20 protein-coding genes and 1 pseudogene are annotated in these 24,349 nt (G+C 59.8%); 17 read left to right on the top strand and 4 right to left on the bottom strand.

All coding sequences use genetic code 11. The features are described 5' to 3' along the window. Nucleotides 1-102 precede the first annotated feature (102 nt). The 7 genes from NB231_RS04500 to NB231_RS04465 all read left to right on the top strand — a co-directional run bounded on the left by NB231_RS04500 (nucleotide 103) and on the right by NB231_RS04465 (nucleotide 10,128). Entirely contained in the window at nucleotides 103-465 is a 363-nt protein-coding gene (locus NB231_RS04500; protein ID WP_005000125.1) for a helix-turn-helix domain-containing protein, read from the top strand. Nucleotides 466-670: 205 nt separating this feature from the next. Further along, nucleotides 671-862, top strand: coding sequence for a hypothetical protein (locus NB231_RS04495; RefSeq protein WP_005000124.1), 192 nt, complete (start codon nucleotides 671-673; stop codon nucleotides 860-862). A gap of 239 nt (nucleotides 863-1,101) precedes the next feature. Further along, a complete protein-coding gene (locus NB231_RS04485) occupies nucleotides 1,102-3,405 on the top strand; it encodes a type I restriction-modification system subunit M (protein WP_005000123.1) in 2,304 nt (767 codons plus the stop codon). Beyond that, nucleotides 3,402-4,439 (top strand): phosphoribosyltransferase-like protein, encoded by a 1,038-nt coding sequence (locus NB231_RS04480; protein WP_050756050.1) that lies wholly within the window; start codon nucleotides 3,402-3,404, stop codon nucleotides 4,437-4,439. The genes NB231_RS04485 and NB231_RS04480 overlap by 4 nt, the downstream gene beginning before the upstream one ends. Next, nucleotides 4,436-6,568 carry an NADAR domain-containing protein gene (locus tag NB231_RS17415; RefSeq protein ID WP_005000122.1) on the top strand — a complete coding sequence of 711 codons (2,133 nt, stop codon included), beginning with the start codon at nucleotides 4,436-4,438 and terminating at the stop codon, nucleotides 6,566-6,568. The genes NB231_RS04480 and NB231_RS17415 overlap by 4 nt, the downstream gene beginning before the upstream one ends. Continuing rightward, nucleotides 6,565-9,579, top strand: coding sequence for a type I restriction endonuclease subunit R (locus tag NB231_RS04470; RefSeq protein ID WP_005000121.1), 3,015 nt, complete (start codon nucleotides 6,565-6,567; stop codon nucleotides 9,577-9,579). The genes NB231_RS17415 and NB231_RS04470 overlap by 4 nt, the downstream gene beginning before the upstream one ends. 207 nt (nucleotides 9,580-9,786) lie before the next feature. Next, nucleotides 9,787-10,128, top strand: coding sequence for a recombinase family protein (locus NB231_RS04465; protein WP_156776894.1), 342 nt, complete (start codon nucleotides 9,787-9,789; stop codon nucleotides 10,126-10,128). Nucleotides 10,129-10,184: 56 nt separating this feature from the next. Here NB231_RS04465 and NB231_RS20420 read toward each other — a convergent pair. Continuing rightward, nucleotides 10,185-12,024 (bottom strand): annotated as a pseudogene (locus NB231_RS20420) (IS1634 family transposase). Between the two features lie 212 nt (nucleotides 12,025-12,236). Between NB231_RS20420 and NB231_RS04455 the strand changes: the two are divergent. The 6 genes from NB231_RS04455 to NB231_RS04430 all read left to right on the top strand — a co-directional run bounded on the left by NB231_RS04455 (nucleotide 12,237) and on the right by NB231_RS04430 (nucleotide 17,111). Next, a complete protein-coding gene (locus NB231_RS04455) occupies nucleotides 12,237-13,433 on the top strand; it encodes a recombinase family protein (protein ID WP_005000116.1) in 1,197 nt (398 codons plus the stop codon). 416 nt (nucleotides 13,434-13,849) lie between these two features. Further along, nucleotides 13,850-14,224: a fluoride efflux transporter FluC gene (locus NB231_RS04450; protein ID WP_005000115.1), complete on the top strand. Its 375-nt coding sequence runs from the start codon at nucleotides 13,850-13,852 to the stop codon at nucleotides 14,222-14,224. A 41-nt stretch (nucleotides 14,225-14,265) separates the two neighbouring features. Further along, complete coding sequence (locus NB231_RS04445) at nucleotides 14,266-14,580, top strand: DUF190 domain-containing protein (RefSeq protein ID WP_005000114.1); 315 nt, start codon at nucleotides 14,266-14,268, stop codon at nucleotides 14,578-14,580. 740 nt (nucleotides 14,581-15,320) lie between these two features. Further along, entirely contained in the window at nucleotides 15,321-16,370 is a 1,050-nt protein-coding gene (gene moaA, locus NB231_RS04440; RefSeq protein WP_005000113.1) for a GTP 3',8-cyclase MoaA, read from the top strand. A 9-nt stretch (nucleotides 16,371-16,379) separates the two neighbouring features. Further along, nucleotides 16,380-16,619: a MoaD/ThiS family protein gene (locus NB231_RS04435; protein ID WP_005000112.1), complete on the top strand. Its 240-nt coding sequence runs from the start codon at nucleotides 16,380-16,382 to the stop codon at nucleotides 16,617-16,619. Between the two features lie 12 nt (nucleotides 16,620-16,631). Next, nucleotides 16,632-17,111, top strand: a complete 480-nt coding sequence (locus NB231_RS04430; RefSeq protein ID WP_005000110.1) for a molybdenum cofactor biosynthesis protein MoaE — start codon at nucleotides 16,632-16,634, stop codon at nucleotides 17,109-17,111. A 213-nt stretch (nucleotides 17,112-17,324) separates the two neighbouring features. Here NB231_RS04430 and NB231_RS04425 read toward each other — a convergent pair whose 3' ends face one another. Together NB231_RS04425 and rpiA are read right to left on the bottom strand one after the other, a co-directional pair. Continuing rightward, complete coding sequence (locus NB231_RS04425; protein ID WP_040661802.1) at nucleotides 17,325-17,531, bottom strand: DUF2905 domain-containing protein; 207 nt, start codon at nucleotides 17,529-17,531, stop codon at nucleotides 17,325-17,327. A gap of 105 nt (nucleotides 17,532-17,636) precedes the next feature. Continuing rightward, nucleotides 17,637-18,299 (bottom strand): ribose-5-phosphate isomerase RpiA, encoded by a 663-nt coding sequence (gene rpiA / locus NB231_RS04420; RefSeq protein ID WP_005000107.1) that lies wholly within the window; start codon nucleotides 18,297-18,299, stop codon nucleotides 17,637-17,639. Between the two features lie 149 nt (nucleotides 18,300-18,448). Between rpiA and ilvA the strand changes: the two genes are divergently transcribed. The 3 genes from ilvA (at nucleotide 18,449) to NB231_RS04405 (ending at nucleotide 21,527) form a co-directional block, all read left to right on the top strand. Beyond that, nucleotides 18,449-19,960, top strand: a complete 1,512-nt coding sequence (ilvA, locus tag NB231_RS04415; RefSeq protein WP_005000106.1) for a threonine ammonia-lyase, biosynthetic — start codon at nucleotides 18,449-18,451, stop codon at nucleotides 19,958-19,960. An 83-nt stretch (nucleotides 19,961-20,043) separates the two neighbouring features. Then, nucleotides 20,044-21,045, top strand: coding sequence for a YhdH/YhfP family quinone oxidoreductase (locus NB231_RS04410; RefSeq protein ID WP_005000105.1), 1,002 nt, complete (start codon nucleotides 20,044-20,046; stop codon nucleotides 21,043-21,045). A 269-nt stretch (nucleotides 21,046-21,314) separates the two neighbouring features. Next, nucleotides 21,315-21,527, top strand: coding sequence for a cold-shock protein (locus tag NB231_RS04405; RefSeq protein WP_005000104.1), 213 nt, complete (start codon nucleotides 21,315-21,317; stop codon nucleotides 21,525-21,527). A gap of 254 nt (nucleotides 21,528-21,781) precedes the next feature. Here NB231_RS04405 and NB231_RS04400 read toward each other — a convergent pair whose 3' ends face one another. Next, nucleotides 21,782-22,078 (bottom strand): hypothetical protein, encoded by a 297-nt coding sequence (locus NB231_RS04400; RefSeq protein WP_005000102.1) that lies wholly within the window; start codon nucleotides 22,076-22,078, stop codon nucleotides 21,782-21,784. Nucleotides 22,079-22,245: 167 nt separating this feature from the next. Here NB231_RS04400 and NB231_RS19395 point away from each other — a divergent pair, with 167 nt between their 5' ends. Continuing rightward, the gene (locus tag NB231_RS19395) at nucleotides 22,246-24,210 is read left to right on the top strand and encodes an MBL fold metallo-hydrolase (protein WP_005000100.1); all 1,965 of its coding nucleotides are present in this window, start codon (nucleotides 22,246-22,248) and stop codon (nucleotides 24,208-24,210) included. Nucleotides 24,211-24,349: the final 139 nt, after the last annotated feature.

The raw sequence follows: 24,349 nt of genomic DNA, 5'->3' as shown, positions 1-24,349 counted from the left end.
AGTTAGCGGTTTAGCTATGGGATAGCCCCTACATCTTGCGAGGCGGGTTGCACATGGAGTGTTTAGTGTATACTATACTAATGACAGCGCGAGGAGGCGGGGATGAGTAACGACAACAGCAGCTTCGGCACGACCGTTAGGCGGCAGAGGGAGGAAAAAAAAATCGGTCTGCGCAAATTTGCGCAGATGGTCGGCATGAGTCCGACTTACCTGTCGAAGGTCGAGCGCAACGAGTTCAAGCCCCCCACTGAGGAAAAGGTGAGGGCTATCGCTCGGGTTTTAGGCCGAGATCCAGACGAGTTGCTCGCGCTGGCTGGTCGGGTTTCGTCTGACCTTGCCGATATCATTCAGCGCCATCCACGTGAGATGGCGACACTTCTCCGGGCAGCAAATCGTCTGTCCGCGGAGGAGATGCAACGCCTGGCGGAAGAGGTGCAGCGCCTCAAAAAAGAGGAAAAAAGCTGATCGGGCCGAAGACCGAGGCCGGTAAGGCGGCAGTGTCACAGAATGCCTACAGGGGCGGTACCTGGCAGATGCTGCGCGAGCTTTCGCGTGTCCTACGCGAGCAGAATCGGCGGCTGGTCGAGTAGCGCCTCGGGCACGATTCCGCTTGCCGCCCCTTCCGCGGTGGCAGTACATTTGCATTACCGTTTTAGCGGGTGGCAGCTCCATGGCGCGAACCAAGAACGAAGTCCTCACCATCCGCACCACCGCCGAGGTCAAGGCGTTGCTCAAGCTGGCTGCCGAGCGCGAGCGGCGTTCCGCCGCGTCGATGATCGAGGTACTGGTGCTGGACTACGCGAAGGCCCACGGTCTCGCTTTTCCCGAATCCGGTCCGGGGCGCAAGGGTGCTGGCAAATAGAGAGATAACCGAGAACAACACATGACACGGAACGCCCTACAGAACATCGAACAGGTCGAATCCCGCCTCTGGGGTGACGCGGATCAAGCTCCCGCAAACTCCAAACTGGCGACCAACGAAAACGCAACGTTGGCGATCGGAGTTCCGCAGGATGGTAGCGCCAGCATCGCTTGGACGGTGCCGAGAGTTCATCACGATGCGGGAATCGGAACTTCCCGCCCACGCGGATTCGCCTGAGCATGGATCAAGCCACCCACAACAAGATCGTTTCCTTCATCTGGGGCATTGCCGACGATGTGCTGCGCGACCTCTTCAGGCGCGGCAAGTACCCCGATGTAATCCTGCCGATGTGCGTTATTCGGCGCATGGACGCTGTGCTCGAGCCGACCAAGCAGACGGTGCTCGACACCAAGAAGATGCTCGACGAGGCGCAGATCACCGAGCAGCGGGCGGCACTCTGCGACGCGGCAGGCCAGGCCTTTTACAACACCTCGAAGTTCACCTTGCGCGATCTCACATCGCGCGGCAGTCAGCAACAGCTCCTGGCCGACTTCGAGGACTACTTGAATGGGTTCTCTGCCAATGTCCAGGACATCCTCGAGAACTTCAAGTTTCGCAACCAGCTCCCGACCCTGTCGCGCTCCGACTCGCTCGGTACGCTGATCAACAAGTTTCTCGACCCTGACATCGACCTCTCGCCGGCCGGGATCGACAACCATTCGATGGGCACGGTCTTCGAGGAGCTGGTGCGCAAGTTCAATGAGGAGAACAACGAGGAGGCGGGCGAGCACTGGACGCCCCGAGACGCGGTGCGGCTCATGGCGAACCTCGTCTTCCTGCCGATCGAGGCAGAGATCAAGTCCGGCACCTACCTGCTTTACGACTGCGCCTGCGGCACCGGGGGGATGCTCACCGTGGCGGAGGAGACGCTCGCTGCCATCGCGGCGAAGCGTGGCCAGCAGGTCACAACTCTGCTCTATGGCCAGGAGATCAACCCGGAGACCTATGCCGTCTGCAAGTCGGACATGTTGCTGAAGGGTGAAGGCGAGAGCGCTGACCACATCGTCGGCGGTGCAGAGTGGTCAACGCTGTCCCACGACGCCTACCCGGCGCAAGAGTTCGACTTCATGCTGGCCAACCCGCCCTACGGGAAGAGCTGGAAGAAAGACCTGGAGGCGATGGGTGGCAAGACCGGGATGCGGGACCCGCGCTTCAAGGTCATGCACAACGGCGAGGAGCTTTCACTCGTCACTCGATCCAGCGACGGCCAGATGCTGTTTCTCGCCAACATGGCGTCGAAGATGAACGATAAGTCGATCCTCGGCAGCCGTATCGCCGAGGTGCACAACGGCTCATCGCTCTTTACCGGTGACGCGGGCCAGGGTGAGAGCAACATCCGTCGCTGGCTGATCGAGAACGACTGGCTCGAAGCCATCGTCGCCCTGCCTCTCAACCTCTTTTACAACACCGGCATCGCCACTTACGTTTGGGTGCTGTCCAACAAGAAGCCTGCACATCGCACGGGACAGGTGCAGCTCATCGACGCCAGCCGGTGGTTCAAGCCGCTGCGCAAGAATCTCGGCAAGAAGAACTGTGAACTCTCAACCGAGGACATCGAGCGCATCAGCCGCACCTTCCTCGACTTCAAGGAAACGCCCGAGTCCAAAATCTTCCCCAATGCCGCCTTCGGCTACTGGAAGGTGACGGTCGAGCGTCCGCTGCGTCTGCACAGCCAGCTCTCTCGCAAGGCCATCGAGACGCTGCGCTTCGCCTCCGGTGACGAAGAGCTGCGCGCCATGCTCTTCGATGAGTTTGGCGAGGAGCTCTTCGCCAATTTTTCCAGGATCGCGAACCCGCTGGAGAAACGCCTGGCGGACTGGGGCAGCGACGAGGACGAAGGCGACGAAGACGAGGATGCCACTACAAAGAAGGGCTTGCCCGAGAAGAAGCGTAAGAAGCTGCTAGATCGCAAGACCTGGGCGCGCGACGGCCGACTGGTCGAGGTCGCCACGAAGCTGCGTGCCGAGCTGGGCGATGCGCTCTTCGAGGACCACAACATCTTCCGCGAGCGCGTGAGTGCTGCGCTGAAAAATCTGGGGCTCAAGCTGCCGGCCGCCGAGCTAAAGCTGATCCTCAAGGCCGTGAGCTGGCGGGTTGAAACCGCACCACCCGTCATTGCCAAGGTCCACAGGCCGGGCAAGGCACAAGCCGACCCGCTGCACGGGCTATTCGAGGCCACGGTGGGCGACAAGCCGGCGATCGTTGCGTACGAGCCGGATTCCGAGCTTCGCGACACCGAGCAGGTGCCGCTGCTGGAAGAAGGCGGGATCGAGGCCTTCATCCGGCGCGAGGTGCTGCCGTACACGCCCGACGCCTGGATCAAGGAAGATGCCACCAAGATCGGCTACGAGGTGAGCTTCACGCGGCACTTTTACAAGCCACAGCCGCTTCGAACGCTTGAGGAGATCCGCGCCGACATCCTCGCCATCGAGAAGGAAGCCGAGGGACTGCTGGACGACATACTTGGGGGAAGCGAGCCATGAGCGAAAGGGAAGACCTACTGCGTTCGATCGGGAATACGATCCGGGACTATCGGGCCGGTGATCTCCCCACGCCCACGCCCGAGCATGTCGACCGCTGGGTCCAGCAGTTTGACGAAGCCGTTCAAATACCGATGCTTCGGGAAATGGACCATGTCCTTAAACAGACCTACTTCTCGCTCGAGGGTGTGACCGGATTCCTAAGAGGGCTGCTTCAGACCGAGAAGCTGGCTGGCAAGGACCCGTGTGCATTCTGGCGCGGTGTCCATTTTCTGGACATTCAGGGGGGTGGAAACAGCCAGACCGACATGTTGGCCCTTTTCGACGCAATACTCCGGGAAAGATGCGGATTCGGGATCGAGGACTGCGGCGGCGATAACGCCGTGTACCTGTATCTTGACGACGGCATCTTCACGGGTAACAGGGTGCGACGCGATCTCGAGGCGTGGATAAGGGACCAGGCGCCAGTCAATGCGACTCTCCACATTGTATCCATTGCACTCCACAGCGGTGGGCAGTACTACGCGGGTAGGTATATCACCAACGCTGCTACTAGCGCTGGAAAATCGATCAGTGTGACGTGGTGGCGTGCAATCGAGCTGGAAGACCGCAAGACCTACAGTAGTACGGCGGACGTATTGCGCCCCATCGCGATTCCCAACGATGCGGCTGTCCACGCTTACGTGCAGGCAATGGGATACCCGCCAACTCTTCGGCAACCTGGAAATGTCGGAGGCAATGCGCTGTTTTCAAGTGACGAGGGCAAGAACCTGCTCGAACAGGAGTTCTTGAAGGCGGGGGCTAGAATCCGTCAGATTTGCCCGAACCTGGGTGCGACGCAGCGCCCGCTGGGTCACATGACGCTCGATACGCTTGGCTTCGGGTCGCTCATCGTCACCTTTCGCAATTGTCCGAACAATGCACCCTTGGCGCTTTGGCTCGGCGATCCCTGGTATCCATTGTTTCCGCGTACAACTAACGCCCAGACCGAGATCATGCGTATGTTTGCGGATCTGACGAAGGATGAAAGCCCGTGAGTTCGGGGCAGACGCGGACCTATCAGCGCGCCGCGAGTGTTGTCTTCTTGAAGACCAACGAGGCATTTGGCGGTCTGTCTAACATGGCTGGAGGATTTCCACTGCGCGTGAACGGCGTGCGCATCCTCACGTCCGAGGCGCTCTACCAGGCGTGCCGCTTTCCCCATCTCCCGGACATGCAACGCTTGATCATCGATCAGCGAAGCCCGATGACCGCGAAAATGAAGAGCAAGCCGCATCGCTCGAACTCGCGTGGGGACTGGTTTCAGGTGCGCGTGAAGATCATGCGCTGGTGCTTGCGTGTGAAGCTCGCACAGAACTGGCGAAAGTTCAGCGAGCTTTTACTCGAGACGGGCGACCGGCCTATCGTCGAGCAGTCCCGCAAGGATGACTTCTGGGGCGCAAAGCCGGTTGATGACGACACCCTGGTCGGTATGAACGTTCTCGGGCGATTGCTGATGGAACTGCGGGAAGAGGTCAAGACTGAAACTCGCGAAACGCTCTGTTTCGTGCAACCACTTGCGATCCCGGATTTCCTGCTCGGCGGCGAGCCTATAGGTGTTGTTGCCACACGGGTTGCCGAGATTGCTCGGGAGGAGACACAGGCCGACGTGCAGGTGCCTCGTGGACAAATTGATGGCCCCGCGGTGGTTCAGCAGTCGCTGTTCGATGAGCCGGCGGTGAAAGAATCTCCTCCGCCTGCGAAGCCTGGCGGTAAAGAAAGGGACGTGCGGATCACCGACCTTAAACCGTATCCAGAATACAAGCCTACCGCACAAGCATGGCTTGGCGAGATTCCGCAACATTGGTCAGTGCTGCCGAATCGCGCGCTCTTCAATGAGGTGAAAGACCGAGGCCACCCGGACGAGGAAATGCTGTCGGTTACGATCACGAAGGGCATCGTTCGGCAGAAAGCGCTCCTCGAAGGAAGTTCAAAGAAAGACAGTTCCAATCTGGATAAGTCCGCTTACAAGCTCGTTCAGCCTCGGGATATTGCCTATAACAAAATGCGGGCGTGGCAAGGCGCGATCGGTGCATCGGCGTTGCGGGGGATTATCAGCCCTGCGTACGTCGTCATGCGTCTGCGAAATGGTGATGACTTGCCGAGCTACATTCATTACCTCTACCGGACGCCGCAGTTCGCGAAGGAGGCCGAGCGCTGGTCATACGGCATCACGTCAGACATGTGGAGCCTGCGGCCAGAGCACTTCAAGATGATCTACACGCCGGAGCCTCCGACAGCGGAACAGGAGGCGATTGTGCGGTTTCTGGATTGGGCGAACGGGCGGCTGGAGCGAGCGACCCGGGCGAAGCGGAAGGTAATCGCGCTGCTCAATGAGCAGAAGCAGGCCATCATCCACCAAGCCGTCACCCGCGGCCTCGACTCCTCCGTCCCCCTCAAACCCTCCGGCATCCCCTGGCTCGGCCACATTCCTCGGCATTGGGAGGTAAAACGAATCAAGTACTTGCTTCGCGAGGTGGACGAGCGTTCGACGACTGGCAGTGAACCGTTGCTCTCAATGCGGATGCATCATGGGCTGGTTCTCTTCGCTGAACATTTCAGCCGGCCACCTCAGGCGGCCACGCTGGTCGGGTTCAAGATTGTGCATCCAGGACAATTCGTCGTGAACCGGATGCAGGCGGGTAATGGCGTGATCTTCGCATCAACCCTCACCGGATTGGTCAGTCCTGACTACGCGGTGTTCGATCCGATCGGTGATGCGAATGTAGATTTTCTAGGAGAGCTGTTCCGCAGCCGAAAAGTTCGTGCGAAATTCCGTGCTGAGTCAAAGGGACTTGGCACAGGCACGTCTGGCTTTCTACGTCTCTACAACGACCGGCTAGGAGCTATCCACGTAGCTCTTCCCCCGAGAGCTGAGCAAGGCGACATCGTCGCAGGGCTTACGAGGGAATTGTCGGAAGTGAACACCACCATCTCACGCCTCGAAAGCGAGATCGAACTCCTCCGCGAGTACCGCACGCGCCTCGTCGCCGACGTGGTTACCGGCAAGCTCGATGTGCGAGAGGCGGCAGCACGGTTGCCCGAAGAAGCGCCCCTCGAGTCGGCTGAGGATGACACCGCCTTGGCCGATGAGCTTGAAACCGCTGACGAGGTAGTCGCTTTATGACGACTAACACCAGCGAAAAGGGCCTCGAAACGCTCATCGTGCGGCATATGACCGGTACGGATGGTCTCGCCGTTGCACCTAACACGATCGCCAAGCCTCCTACGCCCTACGGCGGTACCGGCTACACCGCCGGCAGCGCGCAGGATTACGACCGCGCCCACGCGCTTGATGTGCCCCAGCTCTTCGCCTTCCTTCGCTCTACCCAACTCGAGGCGTTCGAGAAGCTGGCGATGTCGGATGCGAATGACGCAAAGGACATCAACCGCCTCAAGTTCCTGAAGCGTCTTTCGGGCGAAATCGGCAAACGCGGCGTGATTGACGTGCTGCGCAAGGGGATCGAGCATCATCCCGCCGGCCACTTCGACCTCTTCTACGGCACGCCGTCGCCCGGAAATGCCAAGGCCGAGGCGCTGCACGCAGAGAACCGCTTTTCGATCACGCGCCAGCTCGCCTACAGCATGGATGAGACGCGCCGCGCGCTCGACCTGGGCCTGTTCATCAACGGCCTGCCCATCGCCACTTTCGAGCTGAAGAACAGCCTCACCAAGCAAACCGTCGCGGACGCGGTTCAGCAGTACAAGCGTGATCGCGACTCGCGCGAGCGGCTGTTCGAGTTCGGTCGCTGCGCAGTGCATTTCGCAGTGGACGACAGCGAGGTGCAGATGTGCACCCATCTCAAAGGCAAGGGCTCGTGGTTCCTGCCTTTCAACAAGGGCCACAACGACGGCGCAGGTAACCCGCTGAACCCGCATGGGCTTAAGACCGACTACCTGTGGAAGGAAGTACTGACCCCGACGGGGCTGACCAACATTCTTGAGAACTACGCCCAGATCGTCGAAGAGAAGGAGCCACGCACCGGCAGGAAGAAACGCAAACAGGTGTGGCCGCGCTACCATCAGCTCGGCGTGGTGCGACAGGCGCTGGCCGACGTGCGTGCTCATGGCGCCGGCAAGCGCTACCTGATCCAACACTCGGCGGGCAGCGGCAAGTCCAACTCCATCGCCTGGCTCGCGCACCAGCTCATCGGCCTGAAGCGCGACGAGAGCGAGATCTTCGACTCGGTGATCGTCGTGACCGACCGGCGCATCCTCGACAGCCAGATTCAGGCCACCATCAAGCAGTTCATGCAGGTGGGTGCGACCGTTGGCCACGCCGAGCGGTCCGGCGACCTGCGCCGTTTCATCGAGCAGGGTAAGAAGATCATTGTCTCGACGGTGCAGAAATTCCCCTTCATCCTCGACGAGATCGCCACCGAGGGTGGAAAGACTTTCGCCATCGTCATCGACGAGGCGCATTCGAGCCAGGGGGGCAAGACATCGGCAGCGATGAGCGAGGCACTTGGCGCACCGGCGGAGGATGAAGACGCGGGACCTGACCCGGAGGACACCGTGAACGCCGCCCTCGAAAAGCGTATGGCGGCGCGCAAGATGCTGACCAACGCCAGCTACTTCGCCTTCACCGCCACGCCCAAGAATAAGACGCTCGAGATGTTCGGCGAGCCGTTGCCGCCGGACGCAGAGGGCAAGGTGAAGCACCGGCCCTTCCACAGCTACACCATGAAGCAGGCGGTTGAAGAGGGATTCATCCTCGATGTGCTTAAGGCCTACACCTCGGTGGACAGCTACTACAAGCTGGTCAAGAAGACCGAGGACGACCCGGAGTTCGACACCAAGAAGGCGAAAAAGAAGTTGCGCCGCTACGTGGAGGGCCACGAGCACGCTATCCGGCTCAAGGCCGAAATCATGGTGGACCACTTCCACGAACAGGTGATGGCTGCCGGGAAGATCGGCGGCCAGGCCCGCGCGATGGTAATCACCAGCGGCATTGAGCGAGCGATCCAGTACTTCCATGCTTTCAAGGCGTATCTGGTGGATCGCAAGAGCCCGTACCAGGCAATTGTCGCCTTCTCAGGAGAGCACGAGTACGGCGGCGCCAAGGTAAGCGAGGCGTCGCTCAACGGCTTTCCCAGTAACGACATCGCCGGCAAGATCCAGACCGACCCGTACCGCTTCCTCATCTGCGCTGACAAGTTCCAGACCGGCTATGACGAGCCGCTCTTGCACACGATGTACGTGGACAAGCCGCTGTCAGGCATCAAGGCGGTGCAGACGCTGTCGCGGCTCAATCGTGCCCACCCGAAGAAGCACGACTGTTTTGTGCTCGACTTCCAGAACAACAGCGAAGCGATCACCTATGCCTTTCAGGACTATTACCGGACAACCCTGCTTGCGGAAGAGACCGACCCCAACAAGCTGCACGATCTGAAGGCGGCGCTGGATGCCGCGCAGGTGTACTCGCCCGAGCAGGTGCGGCAGGTGGTGGAGTTATTCCTCGGCGGTGCGGACCGCGACCAGCTCGACCCGATCCTCGACCTCTGCGTGGCTGTTTATGTAGACCATCTCGACGAGGACGCCCAGGTGGAGTTCAAGAGCAAAGCCAAGGTGTTCTGCCGCACTTACAGCTTTCTCTCGTCGGTGATTCCGTACAGCAACGCGGAATGGGAAAAGCTCTCGATCCTGCTGGATTTGCTCACACCCAAGTTGCCGGCACCCAAGGATGAGGACCTAGCCAAGGGCATCCTCGAAGCCATCGACATGGACAGTTACCGCGTGGAAAAGAACGCCGCGATGAAGATCGCGCTGGCCGACGAGGACGCGGAGATCGGGCCGGTCCCGACAGATGCCGCGGGGCACAAAGGCGAGCCTGAACTCGACCGTTTGAGCAATATCCTGAAGACGTTCAACGAGCAATTCGGCACCTTGTTCACGGATACGGACCGCGTCGCGCAGCGTATTCGCGATGACATCGCCCCAAAGGTCGCGGCCGACGCCGCGTACCAGAACGCCAAGGAGAATACGCCGCACACTGCGCGGATGGCGCACGATCAGGCGCTCGGCAAGGTGATGCAGCTACTGCTGAAGGACGACATGCAGGTGTACAAGCAATTTGTCGAGAATGAGTCGTTCAAGCGCTTTGTCGGTGACATGGTCTATGCGATCACGAATCCGTGACAGTGGATTCGTGAAGGGCTCTGGGGCAATGCCGTGCCCCGCGATACGCGCAGTGCGGTTCCAGGCTTGCGTCGATTGGTGGATGTGGGGGGAATGGCTTGTGCAGACGACTCGCCATCCAGGAGTGTTTAGTATAAACTAAACAACATGATGAGTCGCGATAGAACAAGTGAAAAGACCGGCGCCTCGCAGCGACGAGAAGGGGTCGTGTACGCGCGCGTCTCCTCCAAGGAGCAGGAGAAGGAAGGCTTCTCGATCCCGGCCCAGCTCAAGTTGCTGCGCGACTACGCGGCGGCCGAGGGTATCCGCGTCGTCGAGGAGTACGTCGACGTGGAGACCGCCAAGCAGGCCGGCCGCTCCAGCTTCGGCGAGATGGTGGACTATCTTCGACAGCACCCGGAGGTCCGCATCATCCTGGTCGAGAAGACCGACCGCCTGTACCGCAACCTGAAGGACTGGGTGACCCTCGACGAGTTGGACCTGGAGATCCACTTCGTTAACCCAAGTTTAACGTCCCCAAAAATAACTTCGCGATACTCAGAGAGTTAAGATCGGCCGCGGCGGCGAGTGGCACTACATTACGTTCATTTTATAAATCAGCGGGCTCACACGATTGTTTTCTGCACGCCGCCCGGGGCGGGATCGGCCCCGAGGGCCTGATAGATTCGCGCCTGATCGGGCTCGGCGCGGGTGGCCTTGCGCACGTGCAGGGTGCGGCCATCGCCGCGGTTGAACGTGGCGGTGACCCGGCACTGGCCGGCGAGGGTATCGCGTAGCGTGCTCCAACGCTCGCAGATGCCGTGGGCGGCGAGGCAGTGGCGGATGAGCTGGACGAACTGATAGGCGAGCACGGTGATGAACAGGTGCCCCTCGGCGCGCTCTTCCTTGTGATGGAAGATCGGGCGCAGGCCGAGCTCCGATTTCAGGCTTCGGAAGACCGCCTCAAGGTCGGTGAGCATGATGTAGGTGCGCCACATTGTCTTCTCGTCCCAGCCGGTCTCGTTGCTGCGCAGGCAATAGACGCCCGGCTCGGTGACCAGAGAGCCTTTCACGGGCAGGCGCTGCCAGTGGATCGCACGGGCGCGCTCGCCGCTGTCACCGGCGATCACTTCAATGTGGTAGTGCTGGCCGAGGCCGCGGCTTTTCTCCTTGAGCCGCCCGATGCGCTCCCAGAGCTTGTCGATGCGCTTGGTGGTGCCCCGCCGGCTGAGTCCGGTCGCAAGCTTGTCGAGCCCAGCCTCGAAGCGGTCCATCAGGCGCCCGGCGATCGCTTGCTCCTTGCGCACGCGGCCCTCGGAGCGACAATACAGGCGCACCTCCTGGCCATCAGCCGAGGGCACTTTGAGTAGCTCCACGGCCTGCCCGCCGGCGTTGTCGAGGGTGATGGCCTCTTTAAAATCGACCGCGCGGCGGCGCTCGCGGCTGACCACCAGATAGCGGTAGCCCTGCTCGGCCAGCCAGGCGAGGTTGGCCTCGGTGGCCACCCCGCGGTCCATGACCACAAGCGCGCCGGCGGGCGCCGCGAGGCCGGTGAGCATCCCCTGGAGGGTCTGCGCCTCGGCCGCATTGCCAGCGAAGACCCGCGAGCGGCGCACAAAGCCGCAGGCATCGAGCACCAGCGCCAGGGTGAGCAGCGGGCAGTCGCTGCGCCGCTCCTTGGAGTGGCCGTGGCGCGCGGCCGGATTTGACCGGTGCCTCGCCCTCGAAGTAAGTGTTGGTCAGATCGTAGAGCGTGATTGTCGGGGCGAGCGCGAACAGATCGCTCACCCGGGCGAACAGATGCCCTTCGAGGGCCGCGCGGTGGCGCAGCAGGATATCGGAGGTACGGTAGAGCTGCATCGGGCTCATCGCCTCGAAGTCCACCTCCAGCAGCTCGCCGAGGCCGCTGCGCCGGGCGAGCCACTGATACGTCGCCCGCTCCGAGCCCGGGGCGGCCATGCGGGCAACGATCAGCCCCAGCGCCGCCGCACGTTGCGGGCCGGTCAGCCCCAGCGCTTGGAGCTGCTCCTCCAAGCCCGCCTGGCGCAGCGCCCACAGGGCGAGCTGCTCGACGCCCACCGAGCGCGGGCGCACCAGTGAGAGCGAGTCCACGTCCACCGACTGCACGTCACCCCCACCGCCGGGTACACCGCCAGCATCGGCCGGTGCCGGCGTACCGCCCTGCTCGGCGAGCAGCCGCGCCGCAATACGCTCGGCCTGGCGCTCGACGGCGAGCGGGAGGCCCTTCCCCTCCTCGTCGAACAGCGCCGCCTGGCCGCTGAGCCGTTGCTCGATGCGCGCACACAACGCCGACCAGTGTGCCTGCGCCACTGGGAAGTGCCGCCCCAGGTTCAACAGGGTGCGCTGGCGGACCTTACCGGCGCGCCGCTCGGAGCGCACCAGACGATACGTGACATACGACTCGCCGGTGGCCGTGCTGCGGGTCTGGGTGCGGCGGATGAACATGCCCGCGAGGCTAGCGTGGGCGGGCGCTCCGCACAAGGGATAACAACAAATATTATGGCACTACATCCAGCGCGCCACCCTCGCCACTATACGAATCAATAACTTCTCTTCGCATACACGCCCAAATCAGCCCGAAATCAGGCAGAGAGCGTTAAAGATGGGTTAAGGAGAATGTCGTCCTCTCCGCCGATTCCCGCTCCTCCGAGAAGTTCATGCACGGCATCAAGGTGCTGATGGCGAAGAACTACATAGACAACCTTTCGGAGGAGACCTGCAAGGGCATGACCGAAAAGGCCGAGCAGGGCATCTGGCCGTCCTATGCGCCGTTCGGCTACCGCAACGTCCTCGGCGAGAACGGCAAGAAGACCATCGAACCGGACCCGGAACTGGCGTCGGTGGTTCGGCAGATGTTCGAGTGGTATGTGACCGGGCGCTACTCGGTCCGTGAGATCACCCGCATGGCGCGCGCCGAGGGGTTGGCCTTTCGCAAGACCGGAAATCCGGTGCCCCAGAGCAGCGTGCACAAGATGCTGCGCAACCCGATCTACATGGGCGAGTTCGTCTGGGATGGCAAGATCTACGAAGGCAACCATCAGCCTATTGTGAGCCGGGAGCTATGGAACAAAGCGCAGGCAGTGCTCGACGGCCGGTCTGCCAACCGGAACCGCAAACCGAAGCGCGACTTCGCCTTCACCGGCCTGATCCGTTGCGGGCACTGCGGTTGCTCAATGGTTGCCGAGATTAAGAAGAACCGCTACGTCTATTACCACTGCAGCCGTGCGAAGGGGAAATGCCCGGAGCCCTACACCCGAGAGGAGGTGCTTGAAGAACGGTTCGCCGAACTGCTCGACCGCCTACGCTTCGACGACGAGGTGCTAGCCTGGGTGTCGCAGGCCCTACGGGTCAGCCACGGCGACGAGAAGCAGCACCACGAAGACGCGATTCGGCGGATTCAGGCCGAGTACAATCGTCTGCAGAACCGCATCGACGCCATGTATGTCGACAAGCTCGACGGTCGGATCGATATTGACTTCTTTGACCGCAAGGCCGCGGAGTGGCGCGAAGAGCAGCGCAAGTGCTTGGCACTGATCCGCGAACACCAGGATGCAAACCAGACCTATCTCGACGAGGGCATCCGTCTACTCGAACTGGCGCAGAAGGCTGGCAGGCTGTTCCGCCAGCAGTCGTCGGCAGAAAAACGCCGGCTTCTCGGGTTTGTACTATCGAACTGCATCTGGAAGGACGACCAGCTCACGGCCGTATACCGACAACCGTTTTATTTGCTTGCAAAAAATGTGATTGAGCTGGAAGGCAAAAAGCCGACTGGGCGGGCTCGAGACGGCGTTTTTGATAATTGGCGCCCCAGCGAGGACTCGAACCTAGCTCTGCTGCGCGTATCGGTGCAGTAGATGCACGCCCATACGAAATTGTCAAAACTGCAGCGCGATCCCACCCGTAGACAACAGGGGAGGTTCCCGGATTAAATACCCGGGATGGCCTGATCCTGCCGAGGTGGCGGTGATCCTTCCGTATTGCTCGCCAGATTCTCCGCCTCCAGGAGTGCCGACCAGCCAGCCGGGTGATCAAAGCCAGTCGCAAATTGACGATGGCGTAAGAGGCATTCCTCAGGATAGTAGCGTGGCCGAGCGCTTGGTTGCTAGCCAATACGGCGGATACAATCGCTTGCCGACATACCGGCGCTTGGTTAAGCCGTCCACGCGGGGCGATGGCCTATGCCCCGTACTGACCACCCGGTTGCAGTCCAATTAACCGATTGGACAATAGCTTAAAGTGTATTCCTCCAGTCATCGGACGATAAAGACGCATGGCTACCTACATCGCGCTCGCCATTGGCGGAATTCTCGGTGTCTACGCCCGCTATGGGCTGACGCGGCTTATCCAGAGCCTCGTCGGCCCGGGGTTTCCGCTGGCAACGTTGATCGTCAACTTGTTGGGGACGTTTTTGTTGGCGTTTCTTTTTATTCTCACCCTGGAACGTATAACGATCTCTTCGGCTGTGCGTACCGGAATGTTGACGGGAGGGCTCGGCGCGTTTACCACCTTCTCGACCTTCATCATGGAGGCGCTGTTGCTGATCGAGGACGGCCAGGCGGGCAAGGCCACACTTTATCTCGTGCTGTCCATTGGGCTCGGAATAACGGTGGCTTTCGGTGCAGTCTATATTGCAAGAAACGTTTGAATGAAATCCTGTGCGAGTGCAGCCGATGGCGGGAGAAGGCCATGAGCGGGCGAGTCAAGGTCGTGCGGATCTACTTGAGTGAGGTCGACAAGGTCAACCATCACAACCTCATGCACGAGATCGTCAGGCGTCTCCAGGACGAGCATAAAGTCCACGGTGTCACCGTATTCCGGGGTATTGTCGGTTTTGGGGGGCATGGGCAAGTGCACGCGGCGGATTTGTTGCGCCTCCGCGCCGATCTGCCACTCGTGGTGGAGTTTTTTGATGACCCGGAAACTGTGGAGGAAGCACTGCAATGGATCTCGAAGTTGGTTCGTCCACGACACATCATCGTTTGGGATGCCGAAGGCCGCTGAACAGTTGACTCTGTTCCCGTCCAATGCTAATGAGTATCCAATGCCGGTTGCTTGCTTACCTCAAACTTTTATATCAAAGACGTTGTGTCGCTACTCGACAATAGGGTGTGACTGCACTGGCGGGTAATAGTTCGACCGCTAAACGCACAAAAATAATTGAGGCGGTTTTTGACGAAGATGTGGATTGCCATGCACTTCGTAAGGACTGAATCCTCCAATGCTCATCATTCTCGTAGCCGCCTTTATCGTTTAGTTTGATGCCGTGGTTTGTCGCTATTCTACGCAAACATCATAGGCGCTTTATGGTCGGCTGGCTGAATCCGTTGTTGGGTCGGATGCTGATTGGCCGGGTAGTCGCTTCCCTTTGGGCCGCCCTTGGCAGGGTGGAAGCCGGTGCTGGGGGGCGGGCGAGCAAGAATAGGCCGTGGCGTAGGAAGCTGTGGCTCGGTGAGTTCGGTTGCACGGCGTAAATACGCGCAAGCCTCATAAAGGCACCCAGCGCTGTGTTACCGGGAAAAATCAGAATCCACTGCTGTGGTTTGCTGTGCGCGCTAGAATCTCGGTTGGACGGCGGATACGGGCGGGTTTTGGAGAGAGCGTGTGTGTTGGAGGATAATGCGTAGCTAAGGTATCATATTTATACGAGAGATGACGGTTTCAGCGTCGATAGGATGCAGAAACCGGAGTAGGCTTATAAAGCCTACCGAATGAGCTGATGACAGCCATCGGGAGAGTCCACTATGCGAATGGCGTTTGATCCGAGTCGTGACCGTGACACCTGGCAGCGGGCGGAAGAGGCGACCCGTCAGGGGGATGTCCTGGTTGACCGTTTCGGTCGCAGCAAACGCAAGCTGCGATTGTCTTTGACGGATCGGTGCAATTTCCGTTGCGGCTATTGCATGCCGGAGGATCCCGAGTGGACACCCCGCCACGAGCTCCTCAGCTTCGAGGAACTGTTGGGTATCGCGCAGTTGTTCGTCTCCCGGATGGGAGTGACCAACATTCGCTTGACGGGAGGCGAGCCATTGGTTCGCCGCGGGGTGCCGGCGTTTATCGAGCGGTTGAATGAGTTGCGGCCCCTGGGTTTGGAGCGCATCTCCATGACCAGCAATGCTTCCTTGCTGGATCGCCATGCAGCGGCGTTGGTAAAGGCGGGTTTGGATGATGTCAACATCAGTATCGATTCCATCGATCCCGAGCGGTTCCGACAAATGACCGGAGGGGGAGAGCTGGAGCCGGTGCTGCGCGGCATACGGGCAACCCGGGATGCGGGATTGTCGATGAAGCTGAACGCGGTCGCAATCCGGGGCGAAAATGAGGACGATGTCGTTCCGTTGACGCAATGGGCGATGGGCGAGGGTATTTCCCTGCGGTTCATCGAGTTCATGCCGCTTGATGCGCGGGGTGGCTGGCAGCCCAATAAGGTGTTTACGGAAGATGAGATCATTACGGCGCTGAAACAGCATTTTATTGTTGAGCAGTTGCCGCGTACCCGGGAACCGGCCACCTATTATCGTATGGATGGTGACTACCGGCTCGGTATCATCTCCACCATTTCCAATCCGTTCTGCGGCAGCTGTGATCGGGTGCGAGTGACCTCGACCGGGGAGATCTATCCGTGTCTGTTCTCACCGGTATGCACTGATCTGAAGACACCGCTGCGCTCCGGTGCTTCGCGTGAGGAGCTGGAGCAAACCATTCGTGGCGCGGTTTGGCGCAAAGGTCGCGGCTTCGTGGAGAGCAGGGGCTACGTCGAGCGAGCCATCTCCATGCATGGCTTGGGAGGTTGAAGGAAAGACATGCGAATCGAGTTCTACGGGGTTCTGCAAGAGGCGGCTGGCCGCGAAGCGCTCGAGCTGCCTATCGATGCGCCGAGCCGGGTAGCACATATCTTGGAGGAACTTGGCGAGCAAATCCCGGCCTTGCAGTCGCATTTGCCACGAATAGCCTGTGCGGTGGGGGATGAGGTGATCCCGCGTTCGGAAATGGTGACCGGGGATGCTCCGCTGGTTTTGCTACCGCCTGTGAGCGGCGGGTAAAGGAGCGCGCAGATGGAGCACATTACGGATCAAGTTCTCGATCCTGAAGTTCTCAAGCGGGAGACGGAAAATCCGACGTGTGGAGCATTGGTCGTGTTCGAGGGGACGGTGCGCAACCACCATCGCGGCCGTCAGGTGCAGCGGATGGAATATACGGCTTATAAGCCTTTGGCGGAACGCGTGCTTCAGGAGCTGGAAGAGGAGACGAAACAGCGCTTCGGAGTAGTCGAGTGTCGGATTGTGCATCGCATCGGCGAGCTCGCCATCGGCGAGGCCAGTGTCGTTATCGTCGTGCGCTCGGCGCATCGAGGGGATGCTTTCGATGCAGCCGAGTGGGCCATCGACACACTAAAGCAGCGGGTGCCGATCTGGAAAAATGACTTCTATACGGACGGCACACGTGCCTATCAAGATGGTGTTCCGCTCTCTGCATGCGGTTCGGGCGAGCATGATTCCACGGCTTCGGATTCCGCCTCGTCGCGAGGCAGCTGAGAGTTACGATCCAAGCATCCGCTGCAACAATCATGATTGAAACAGCGCATGCGTGGCCCGCCCAGCATACCCCAGCGGTAGCAAGAGAAAGCCTCCCTGCGATCGAAACGGAAAATTTCTCCCCAGATCCGATGGGCGCATAAGGAGCGGGTTCAGTTTGGCCATCCAGCACAAGGCTGCCGTTCGTCCTCTGGAGTCGACCGAGTAGGAAGGTTATTTGCGAAACAGCCAAACGATCAGGGTCAATAATACGCTGATGATGATCGATGTGGTGATCGGAAAATAGAAAGCGAAATTGTCCTTCTTGATGGCGAGATCACCCGGCAGCCGGCCAAGTCCAAGCTTGACGATGAGCGGCCAGAGCAGTCCCGCTACCAAGAGAGTCATTCCCACTATAATGAGCAGTCGTTGAAAATCCATGGCGGTTGCCTACAAGCCGTATCTGGGCTGCAAGGCATAGGAACCGTGCATGGGGGTTTAAAATTCCCCTAAGTGGTGTCATAGCCTTAGCGATTGAAGCCCGTATCAAGCCGCTGTGAGTGTTTCCACCCCCTGATCGGTGCCCAATAGCAGCATGTCGGCGGGGCGCAAGGCAAAAATACCAACCGTTACGACACCGGGGATGTTGTTGATAGTTTGTTCCATATGGCTCGGCTCCATGATCTGCAGGTTGCGTACATCCAAGATGAGATTACCGTTGTCGGTAGCAAAGCCTTCTCGTAGTGCCGGCCAACCGCCGAGCTTCACCATCTCGCGCGCCACATAGCTGCGTGCCATCGGAATGACTTCAACCGGCAGCGGAAACCCTCCCAGCACGTCTACGCGCTTGGATGCATCCGCGATACAGATGAACCGTCGGCTGACCGCGGCGATGATTTTCTCGCGGGTCAGTGCGCCACCTCCGCCTTTGATCATCTGCAGGTATCGGTTGATCTCATCGGCGCCGTCTACGTACACGGGGATCTCATCCACCGCGTTCAGTTCGCGCACCTCGAAACCGTGGCGGCGTAGCCGCTCGGTAGACGCCTCCGAGCTGGAAACGACGGCATCGATGGAGCCCTTGATGGATGTCAGCGCATCGATGAAGAAGTTCACGGTGGAACCGGTCCCGATACCGACGATGTTGGCATGTTGTAAATGCGACAACGCTGCCTCGGCAGCGGCCTTTTTTTGCTGGTCTGAAGCCATGGTCAATTCCTTTAGCAGATACCAATGTATAGATCATACATGGTTGCTGTTTCGCGTTGAAGGTCAACGCCTTATCCCATGCTGGCTGCCTCTGTCGGATAGTCGGATGCGGCCCTGGAGCACACTGGCGTAGTGGGGAAAACAAGGAAATGAAGGATTATCTACAAAGGATCCTCACCGCCAGCGTCTACGATGTCGCCCGGCAGACACCGTTGGAAGATGCCGCCAATCTGTCGGCGCGGTTAGGCAATCGTATCCTGCTCAAGCGCGAGGATTTGCAGCCGGTTTTCTCATTCAAGATCCGCGGTGCCTACACTAAAATCTTGCGGCTTGGGCGCGAGCGGATCGAACATGGCGTGATCTGTTCTTCGGCCGGTAACCACGCCCAAGGCGTTGCCTTGTCGGCCAAGCGGCTCGGTATCAAGGCCACCATAGTCATGCCTTGCACCACACCTGGTATTAAGATTGACGCTGTGCGTAACCTCGGTGGCCGGGTCATTCTCCATGGCGATAGCTACGATCAGGCCAGAGAGCATGCGGAACGCCTGGTGGCCGAGCGGGGTCTGACCTATATTCCGCCCTACGATGATCCGGATGTGATCGCCGGGCAGGGCACGGTCGGCATGGAGATTCTTAGCCAGCATTCCCATCCGCTCCAGGCTATTTTCGTCCCGGTGGGTGGCGGTGGCCTGATCGCAGGTATTGCGGCCTACATAAAACAAATCAGACCCGATGTGAAGATCATCAGCGTCGAACCCGAGGATGCGCCCACCCTGCAACGGGCCATTGCAGCCGGGCGTCGGGTGGTGCTCGATGAGGTCGGTATCTTTGTGGACGGCGTGGCGGTGCGCCAAATCGGTGAGGAAACCTTTCGGATCGCGAGGCAAATGGTGGATGAGTGTATTTTGGTCTCTACCGATGAGGTGTGTGCCGCGATCAAGGATATCTTCGATGATACGCGCTCCGTTGTGGAGCCGGCCGGGGCATTGGCGGTAGCCGGCCTGAAGAAATACGTCGAGACGACCGGTGCGCACGAGCAGACCCTGGTTGCTGTCAATTCCGGGGCCAATATGAATTTCGGGCGGTTGTCCCATGTAGCCGAGCGCGCAGAATTAGGCGAGCACCGCGAAGCGGTGCTCGCCGTAACGATCCCAGAGCGCCCCGGTAGCTTCCGTACATTCTGCGAGACTATCGGCTCGCGTTCCATCACCGAGTTCAACTACCGCTATGCGGATGCGCTCGAGGCTCATGTATTCGCCGGAATCGCGCTCAATAATGGGCTCGATGAAAAGGACGGACTGATTCGGCTGCTGCGGGAGCGCGGTTATCCGGTGCTTGATCTGACCGAGGATGAGATGGCGAAGGTGCATCTGCGGCATATGGTCGGCGGCCGGGGCCACAAGGTACAGGATGAGATCATCTATCATTTCGAGTTCCCGGAGCGTCCCGGGGCCTTGCTCAAATTCCTGCGCCAGCTCGGTAGGCGTTGGAATATCAGTCTGTTTCATTACCGTAATCATGGCGCCGATTATGGGCGTGTGCTGATCGGTATTCAGGTTCCCAAGGCACAACGGGAAAAATTTTGCGAGTCCTTGGGCAAGCTCGGCTACCCCTATCGGGATGAGAGCGAACATCCAGCTTATGCCCTGTTTTTGAGCTGAGGGGAGAGGATTGGTTTGTGCAAGAAGCCTACGCCGCCATGTGAGCGCAAGCGCGCTGCCCTTGCTCTGAATTAGGAGGCAGCATGAGCAACAAGCGTTTTCGCGCGTACCGCGTCGAGAGGGGCGCTCAGGAGCAGTATACCCGTGGCATTCAGACTCTGAGCATCGATGACTTGCCTGCCGGTGACGTGCTCGTGCGGGTGCATTACTCAAGCTTGAATTACAAAGATGCGCTATCAGCCAGCGGAGCGAAGGGAATTACCCGAGACTACCCGCATACGCCGGGCATCGACTGTGCAGGAATCGTTGAGGAGAGCACCAGCTCGAACTGGCAGGTCGGGGACGAGGTGATCGTCACCGGCTACGATCTGGGGATGAACACGGCCGGTGGGTTTGCCGGTTATGTTCGTGTGCCGGCCGAATGGGTATTGCGCTGCCCGAAGGGGCTGACTCTAAGGCAAGCAATGATTTGTGGCACGGCCGGGTTTACGGCAGCACTTTGTATACAGGCGCTTGAGGAGCGAGGTGTGCACCCTGGCGGCGGCGAGGTGTTGGTCACTGGCGCGAGCGGCGGCGTCGGTAGTGTGGCTGTGAGCCTGCTGAATGTCCGGGGCTACCGCGTAGTCGCGGCTACCGGTAAGCGGGATGCGATGGATTGGCTGCGTGGTTTGGGAGCCGACGAGGTCATCCCGCGAGAGGCGCTGATCGACCATAGCGCCCGCCCCTTGCTCAAAGCGCGTTGGATGGCTGCGGTAGACACCGTTGGTGGCGAGATCCTTGCTACGACGCTTAAGGCAATGGTTTACCAAGGGGCGGTTTCCTGTTGCGGGATGGTTGCCTCGGCCGAACTGCACACCACCGTATTTCCTTTTATCTTGCGTGCCGTGAGCTTATTGGGTGTGGACTCGCAGAATGCGCCGCGTAAGCTGCGCGAGCTCATCTGGGCCAAGCTGGCCGGGGACTGGCAAGGGGAAAGATTCGAGGCGATTGCTACTGAAATTACTCTGGATCAAGTAGGCGAACATCTCGAACGCCTACTCAGCGGGCAGGTGCGTGGGCGTATTCTGCTCAATCCGCGCGCCTGAGCGCGGCTTAGTAGGTGCTTAAGCTTATTAGCGTTGCTTGCCCCGAGGTTGCGGCTCAACCATGAGGATTGTGTGCGCTACCAGCCGGTGCAGGACCGAGAGTGGGCGCAGGGTGAGATTGTTCCGATTCCGCTGTGGCGAGATTCTGTTCTATGCTTGCTTTAGCACACTGTGGTCCGGGGGTGCGGAACGAGGCGATGCGTTAGTTTGGTTACGCCTGGTTGATGGTTCACGGTTGTGTAAACAGCCTGCAGCATAGAGGTTAATCCATGACGGAGCGGTACATCGGCGTCGTGAAGTGGTTCGACGATTCGAAGGGATACGGTTTTATCAGTCAAGAACAGGGTCCGGATGTGTTCGTGCACTTTCGCGCCATCCGTGGCGAGGGGTTCCGTACGCTGCGGGAAGGTCAGCGGGTGGAATTCGACATCGTCGAAGGCCCCAAGGGCCTACAGGCAAGCGATGTGGTTGCCATGCTTTGACTTTGAGCGCATCGACAGTTGAGTCACGAGCAGAGCTGAGAAAAGGCATTTACCTACCCTGCGGAGGACCGGGCGGCGTGCTTAGGCTAGCCTCGATGCGGTCGGGCCTCCTCGGCGGATAGAGTGGCGTGTCCGGTGATCGAGACAGGCTGGGAGCTTGCCCGCCGGCACGGATGCACTTTTTGCCGTCAAAGACGGACTCATGCTGGGCATGTAACGCTAAGCCCCTGGGCTTGTCCGAATGCAGGCATCTTTCAGGCGCGGCCAGCACCGTGATCATGTGGCGAGTGATAGTATTCGCTGGTCTCGGCGAGCTCCCGAACAATTGTCAGTAATTCCTCGAGACGTCGCTCCGCAGTGCATAGTACGCTGCAGTCCTCACAACTTAGGTCGCCGCATGGCTGGCGGGAATAAAGCCAATATTGGATGGCCCCGGCAAGCAGACCATCAGCGATTTCCCCAGGGTTCGCTGTCTCATCATCCGCCAGTCGATTGCCCAGCTCTACGGTTTGCGCCGACGCCTCGTCGTAGCTATTCACTTCCTGGTTCATGGCGGGAAAACCTTTGCTGTTTGGGAGTATAAAAATCTAACTGTCACTATTGTACCAATAGAATCCGCGCTTGAGCGTGCCTCATCTCTGCAGTACTGGTTTGTGGCTGTTTGCTCGCCTAAGCTTGCGGCGTGAGGCGTTATTGGAGACGCGCCGAGAGCGATGCCATGTCCAACGCTTTCTCTGAGGCCTTTCCCGGCATAACCTTCGAAGCCTTGCTAAAGCGCATGCGTGGTAGCGATGCGCGGGTACTGATCGTCGGTGCGAGTGGGATTGGCAAGACAACTCTGGTCGGGCAGCTCTGCCGTGCCCTGTATGAGCGAGGGTGTGTTGCCGGCTGCCTCAGCGCTGATGTGGGATCGCCGGGATTCGGTGTGCCGGGCGCCGTGAACCTTGCACAATGGGGTGGTGATGAGGGCTGGCGACTGCTCGATCTCGAGGCCGTATGCTCGCTAGATGCCGCCCGTTTTCGCCTGCCGCTGATCACGGCGACGGTTCGGCTACTGGCTCGGCAGAAAGCACCGGTGCGGGTTTTGGATGCACCTGGACTGATGCGCGGTGTGCCGGCAGCGGAGCTCTTGGAAGCACTGGTGCAGCGTGGTGGAGTCGATCTGGTGGTGGCGCTAGTCGATGGCGAGGCTGGGCTACTCCTGGTACGTGAGCTGAGCGCACTGTCGGTGGAGGTTCGGCAACTGGATGCCGGTCAGCGTGCGCACCGCCCTAGGCAACTGGCGCGAGCGATCAACCGAACTCAGCTGTGGAACGCTTATTTGGCGAATGCGCTTGAGTGCGCGATCGACCTTGAACGGCTGCCGGTTGTCGGTACACCGCCGCCTATCGAGGTACCGGCGGCATGGCATGGTCGGCAAGTAGGCTTAGGAGATGGCGATGGCACTCGTGATCTGGCTGAGATCATAGCGTTGGAGGGTCGTCGACTGCGGCTGCGGGCTCGTTCGGCGAGTAGGGCACCGAGCCATGTCCTCGTACGAGATGCTGTGCGTAATGACAACGGTTATTTGGTTACGGCAAGGCCTTTTGTGCGGGCGGCTTCGCAAGTGCGCCCACCGCCTGATGTCATGCCTTTTGTGGCAACGGCCCGCGGTGCTGACGCCGCGGCCGTGGTGCGCGTGGGCCCGGCGTTTGCGACTTTGGTTAACGGGGTTTTCGGTGATCCGTTGCTGCATTTGCGGTTGCGTCAGGAGCGGCGCAGTTTGCTGTTCGACCTCGGAGATAGCGGGCGTCTGCCGGCCCGAATCGCCCATCAGGTGACGGATGTCTTTATCACACATGCCCACTTCGATCATATCGGTGGGTTTTTGTGGTTGTTGCGCTCGCGCCTTGGTGTATTTCCCGTTTGCCGGCTGTATGGCCCGCCCGGTTTGATGGGTCACATCGAAGGGCTGCTACGGGGCATCCTCTGGGATCGTATCGGCGCACGCGCGCCACACTTTGAAGTGGCGGAACTGCATGGCGATCGATTGTTGCGCTGGCATCTGCGCGCAGGCCAAGCGGCGAGCGAATATCTGGGGGAGATGCCGAGTTCGGCAGGCCTATTACGCGAGGAACCGGGCTTTAGCGTTAGTGGCATAACGCTGGATCATGGCACCCCGGTGCTGGCTTTTGCCTTCGAGTTGCCAAGGCAGGTGCACATACGTAAAAGCCGGTTGCGCGCCAGCGGGCTCTCGCCCGGACCGTGGCTTATGGCACTCAAAGCGGCGGCACGGGTTGGTGATCGCCAGCGTGTGATCCGCTTGCCGAATGGCGCGCGGAAAGCGGCGGGTCTCTTGCTAGATGATATGGGGCGGATTGCCCCGGTAATAAAGCTCGTCTATGCCACCGATTTCGGCGACACCCGCTCAAACCGCGCCTTGCTAACGCAGTTTGCCGATCAGTCCCAGGCCTTCTTTTGCGAAGCTTCTTTCCTGGAGGTCGACCGGGGACGGGCGCTGCGGACGGGTCATCTGACCGCCCGCGCTTGTGGGGAGATCGCCGCCGGCGCTGCTGTTGCCCGCTTGGTGCCGTTCCATTTCTCACGCCGCTACGAAAACAATCCGCACGCTGTGTATGCCGAGGTAGAAGCCGCCTGCAGCCGTTTCGGAGGGACAACACGATCCGTTGCGAAGGTGGATTGAGAAGTCTGGGGAGGCACGTGTGAATACGGCGCTAACTCATCGGTTGGGCTATGGCCGCCCTCGAGCCAGTGGTCCTCGGTTTACCGCCAATGCTCCGGTCTCGCCGGCAGCACGCGCAAGTGCATCCATGCCGAACGGT

The organism is Nitrococcus mobilis Nb-231 (assembly GCF_000153205.1).
GTDB lineage: Bacteria > Pseudomonadota > Gammaproteobacteria > Nitrococcales > Nitrococcaceae > Nitrococcus > Nitrococcus mobilis.
The sequence above is the reverse complement of the archived record's forward strand: the minus strand, read 5'-3'. Positions and strand labels throughout refer to the sequence as shown.

Bases quoted from the DNA above. Each gene is read 5' to 3' on its own strand.
- NB231_RS04500 (WP_005000125.1), top strand. From the start codon at position 103: ATGAGTAACGACAACAGCAGCTTCGGCACGACCGTTAGGCGGCAGAGG.
- NB231_RS04495 (WP_005000124.1), top strand. From the start codon at position 671: ATGGCGCGAACCAAGAACGAAGTCCTCACCATCCGCACCACCGCCGAG.
- NB231_RS04485 (WP_005000123.1), top strand. From the start codon at position 1,102: ATGGATCAAGCCACCCACAACAAGATCGTTTCCTTCATCTGGGGCATT.
- NB231_RS04480 (WP_050756050.1), top strand. From the start codon at position 3,402: ATGAGCGAAAGGGAAGACCTACTGCGTTCGATCGGGAATACGATCCGG.
- NB231_RS04470 (WP_005000121.1), top strand. From the start codon at position 6,565: ATGACGACTAACACCAGCGAAAAGGGCCTCGAAACGCTCATCGTGCGG.
- NB231_RS04455 (WP_005000116.1), top strand. From the start codon at position 12,237: ATGCACGGCATCAAGGTGCTGATGGCGAAGAACTACATAGACAACCTT.
- NB231_RS04450 (WP_005000115.1), top strand. From the start codon at position 13,850: ATGGCTACCTACATCGCGCTCGCCATTGGCGGAATTCTCGGTGTCTAC.
- NB231_RS04445 (WP_005000114.1), top strand. From the start codon at position 14,266: ATGAGCGGGCGAGTCAAGGTCGTGCGGATCTACTTGAGTGAGGTCGAC.
- moaA (WP_005000113.1), top strand. From the start codon at position 15,321: ATGCGAATGGCGTTTGATCCGAGTCGTGACCGTGACACCTGGCAGCGG.
- NB231_RS04435 (WP_005000112.1), top strand. From the start codon at position 16,380: ATGCGAATCGAGTTCTACGGGGTTCTGCAAGAGGCGGCTGGCCGCGAA.
- NB231_RS04430 (WP_005000110.1), top strand. From the start codon at position 16,632: ATGGAGCACATTACGGATCAAGTTCTCGATCCTGAAGTTCTCAAGCGG.
- NB231_RS04425 (WP_040661802.1), bottom strand. From the start codon at position 17,531: ATGGATTTTCAACGACTGCTCATTATAGTGGGAATGACTCTCTTGGTA.
- rpiA (WP_005000107.1), bottom strand. From the start codon at position 18,299: ATGGCTTCAGACCAGCAAAAAAAGGCCGCTGCCGAGGCAGCGTTGTCG.
- ilvA (WP_005000106.1), top strand. From the start codon at position 18,449: ATGAAGGATTATCTACAAAGGATCCTCACCGCCAGCGTCTACGATGTC.
- NB231_RS04410 (WP_005000105.1), top strand. From the start codon at position 20,044: ATGAGCAACAAGCGTTTTCGCGCGTACCGCGTCGAGAGGGGCGCTCAG.
- NB231_RS04405 (WP_005000104.1), top strand. From the start codon at position 21,315: ATGACGGAGCGGTACATCGGCGTCGTGAAGTGGTTCGACGATTCGAAG.
- NB231_RS04400 (WP_005000102.1), bottom strand. From the start codon at position 22,078: ATGAACCAGGAAGTGAATAGCTACGACGAGGCGTCGGCGCAAACCGTA.
- NB231_RS19395 (WP_005000100.1), top strand. From the start codon at position 22,246: ATGTCCAACGCTTTCTCTGAGGCCTTTCCCGGCATAACCTTCGAAGCC.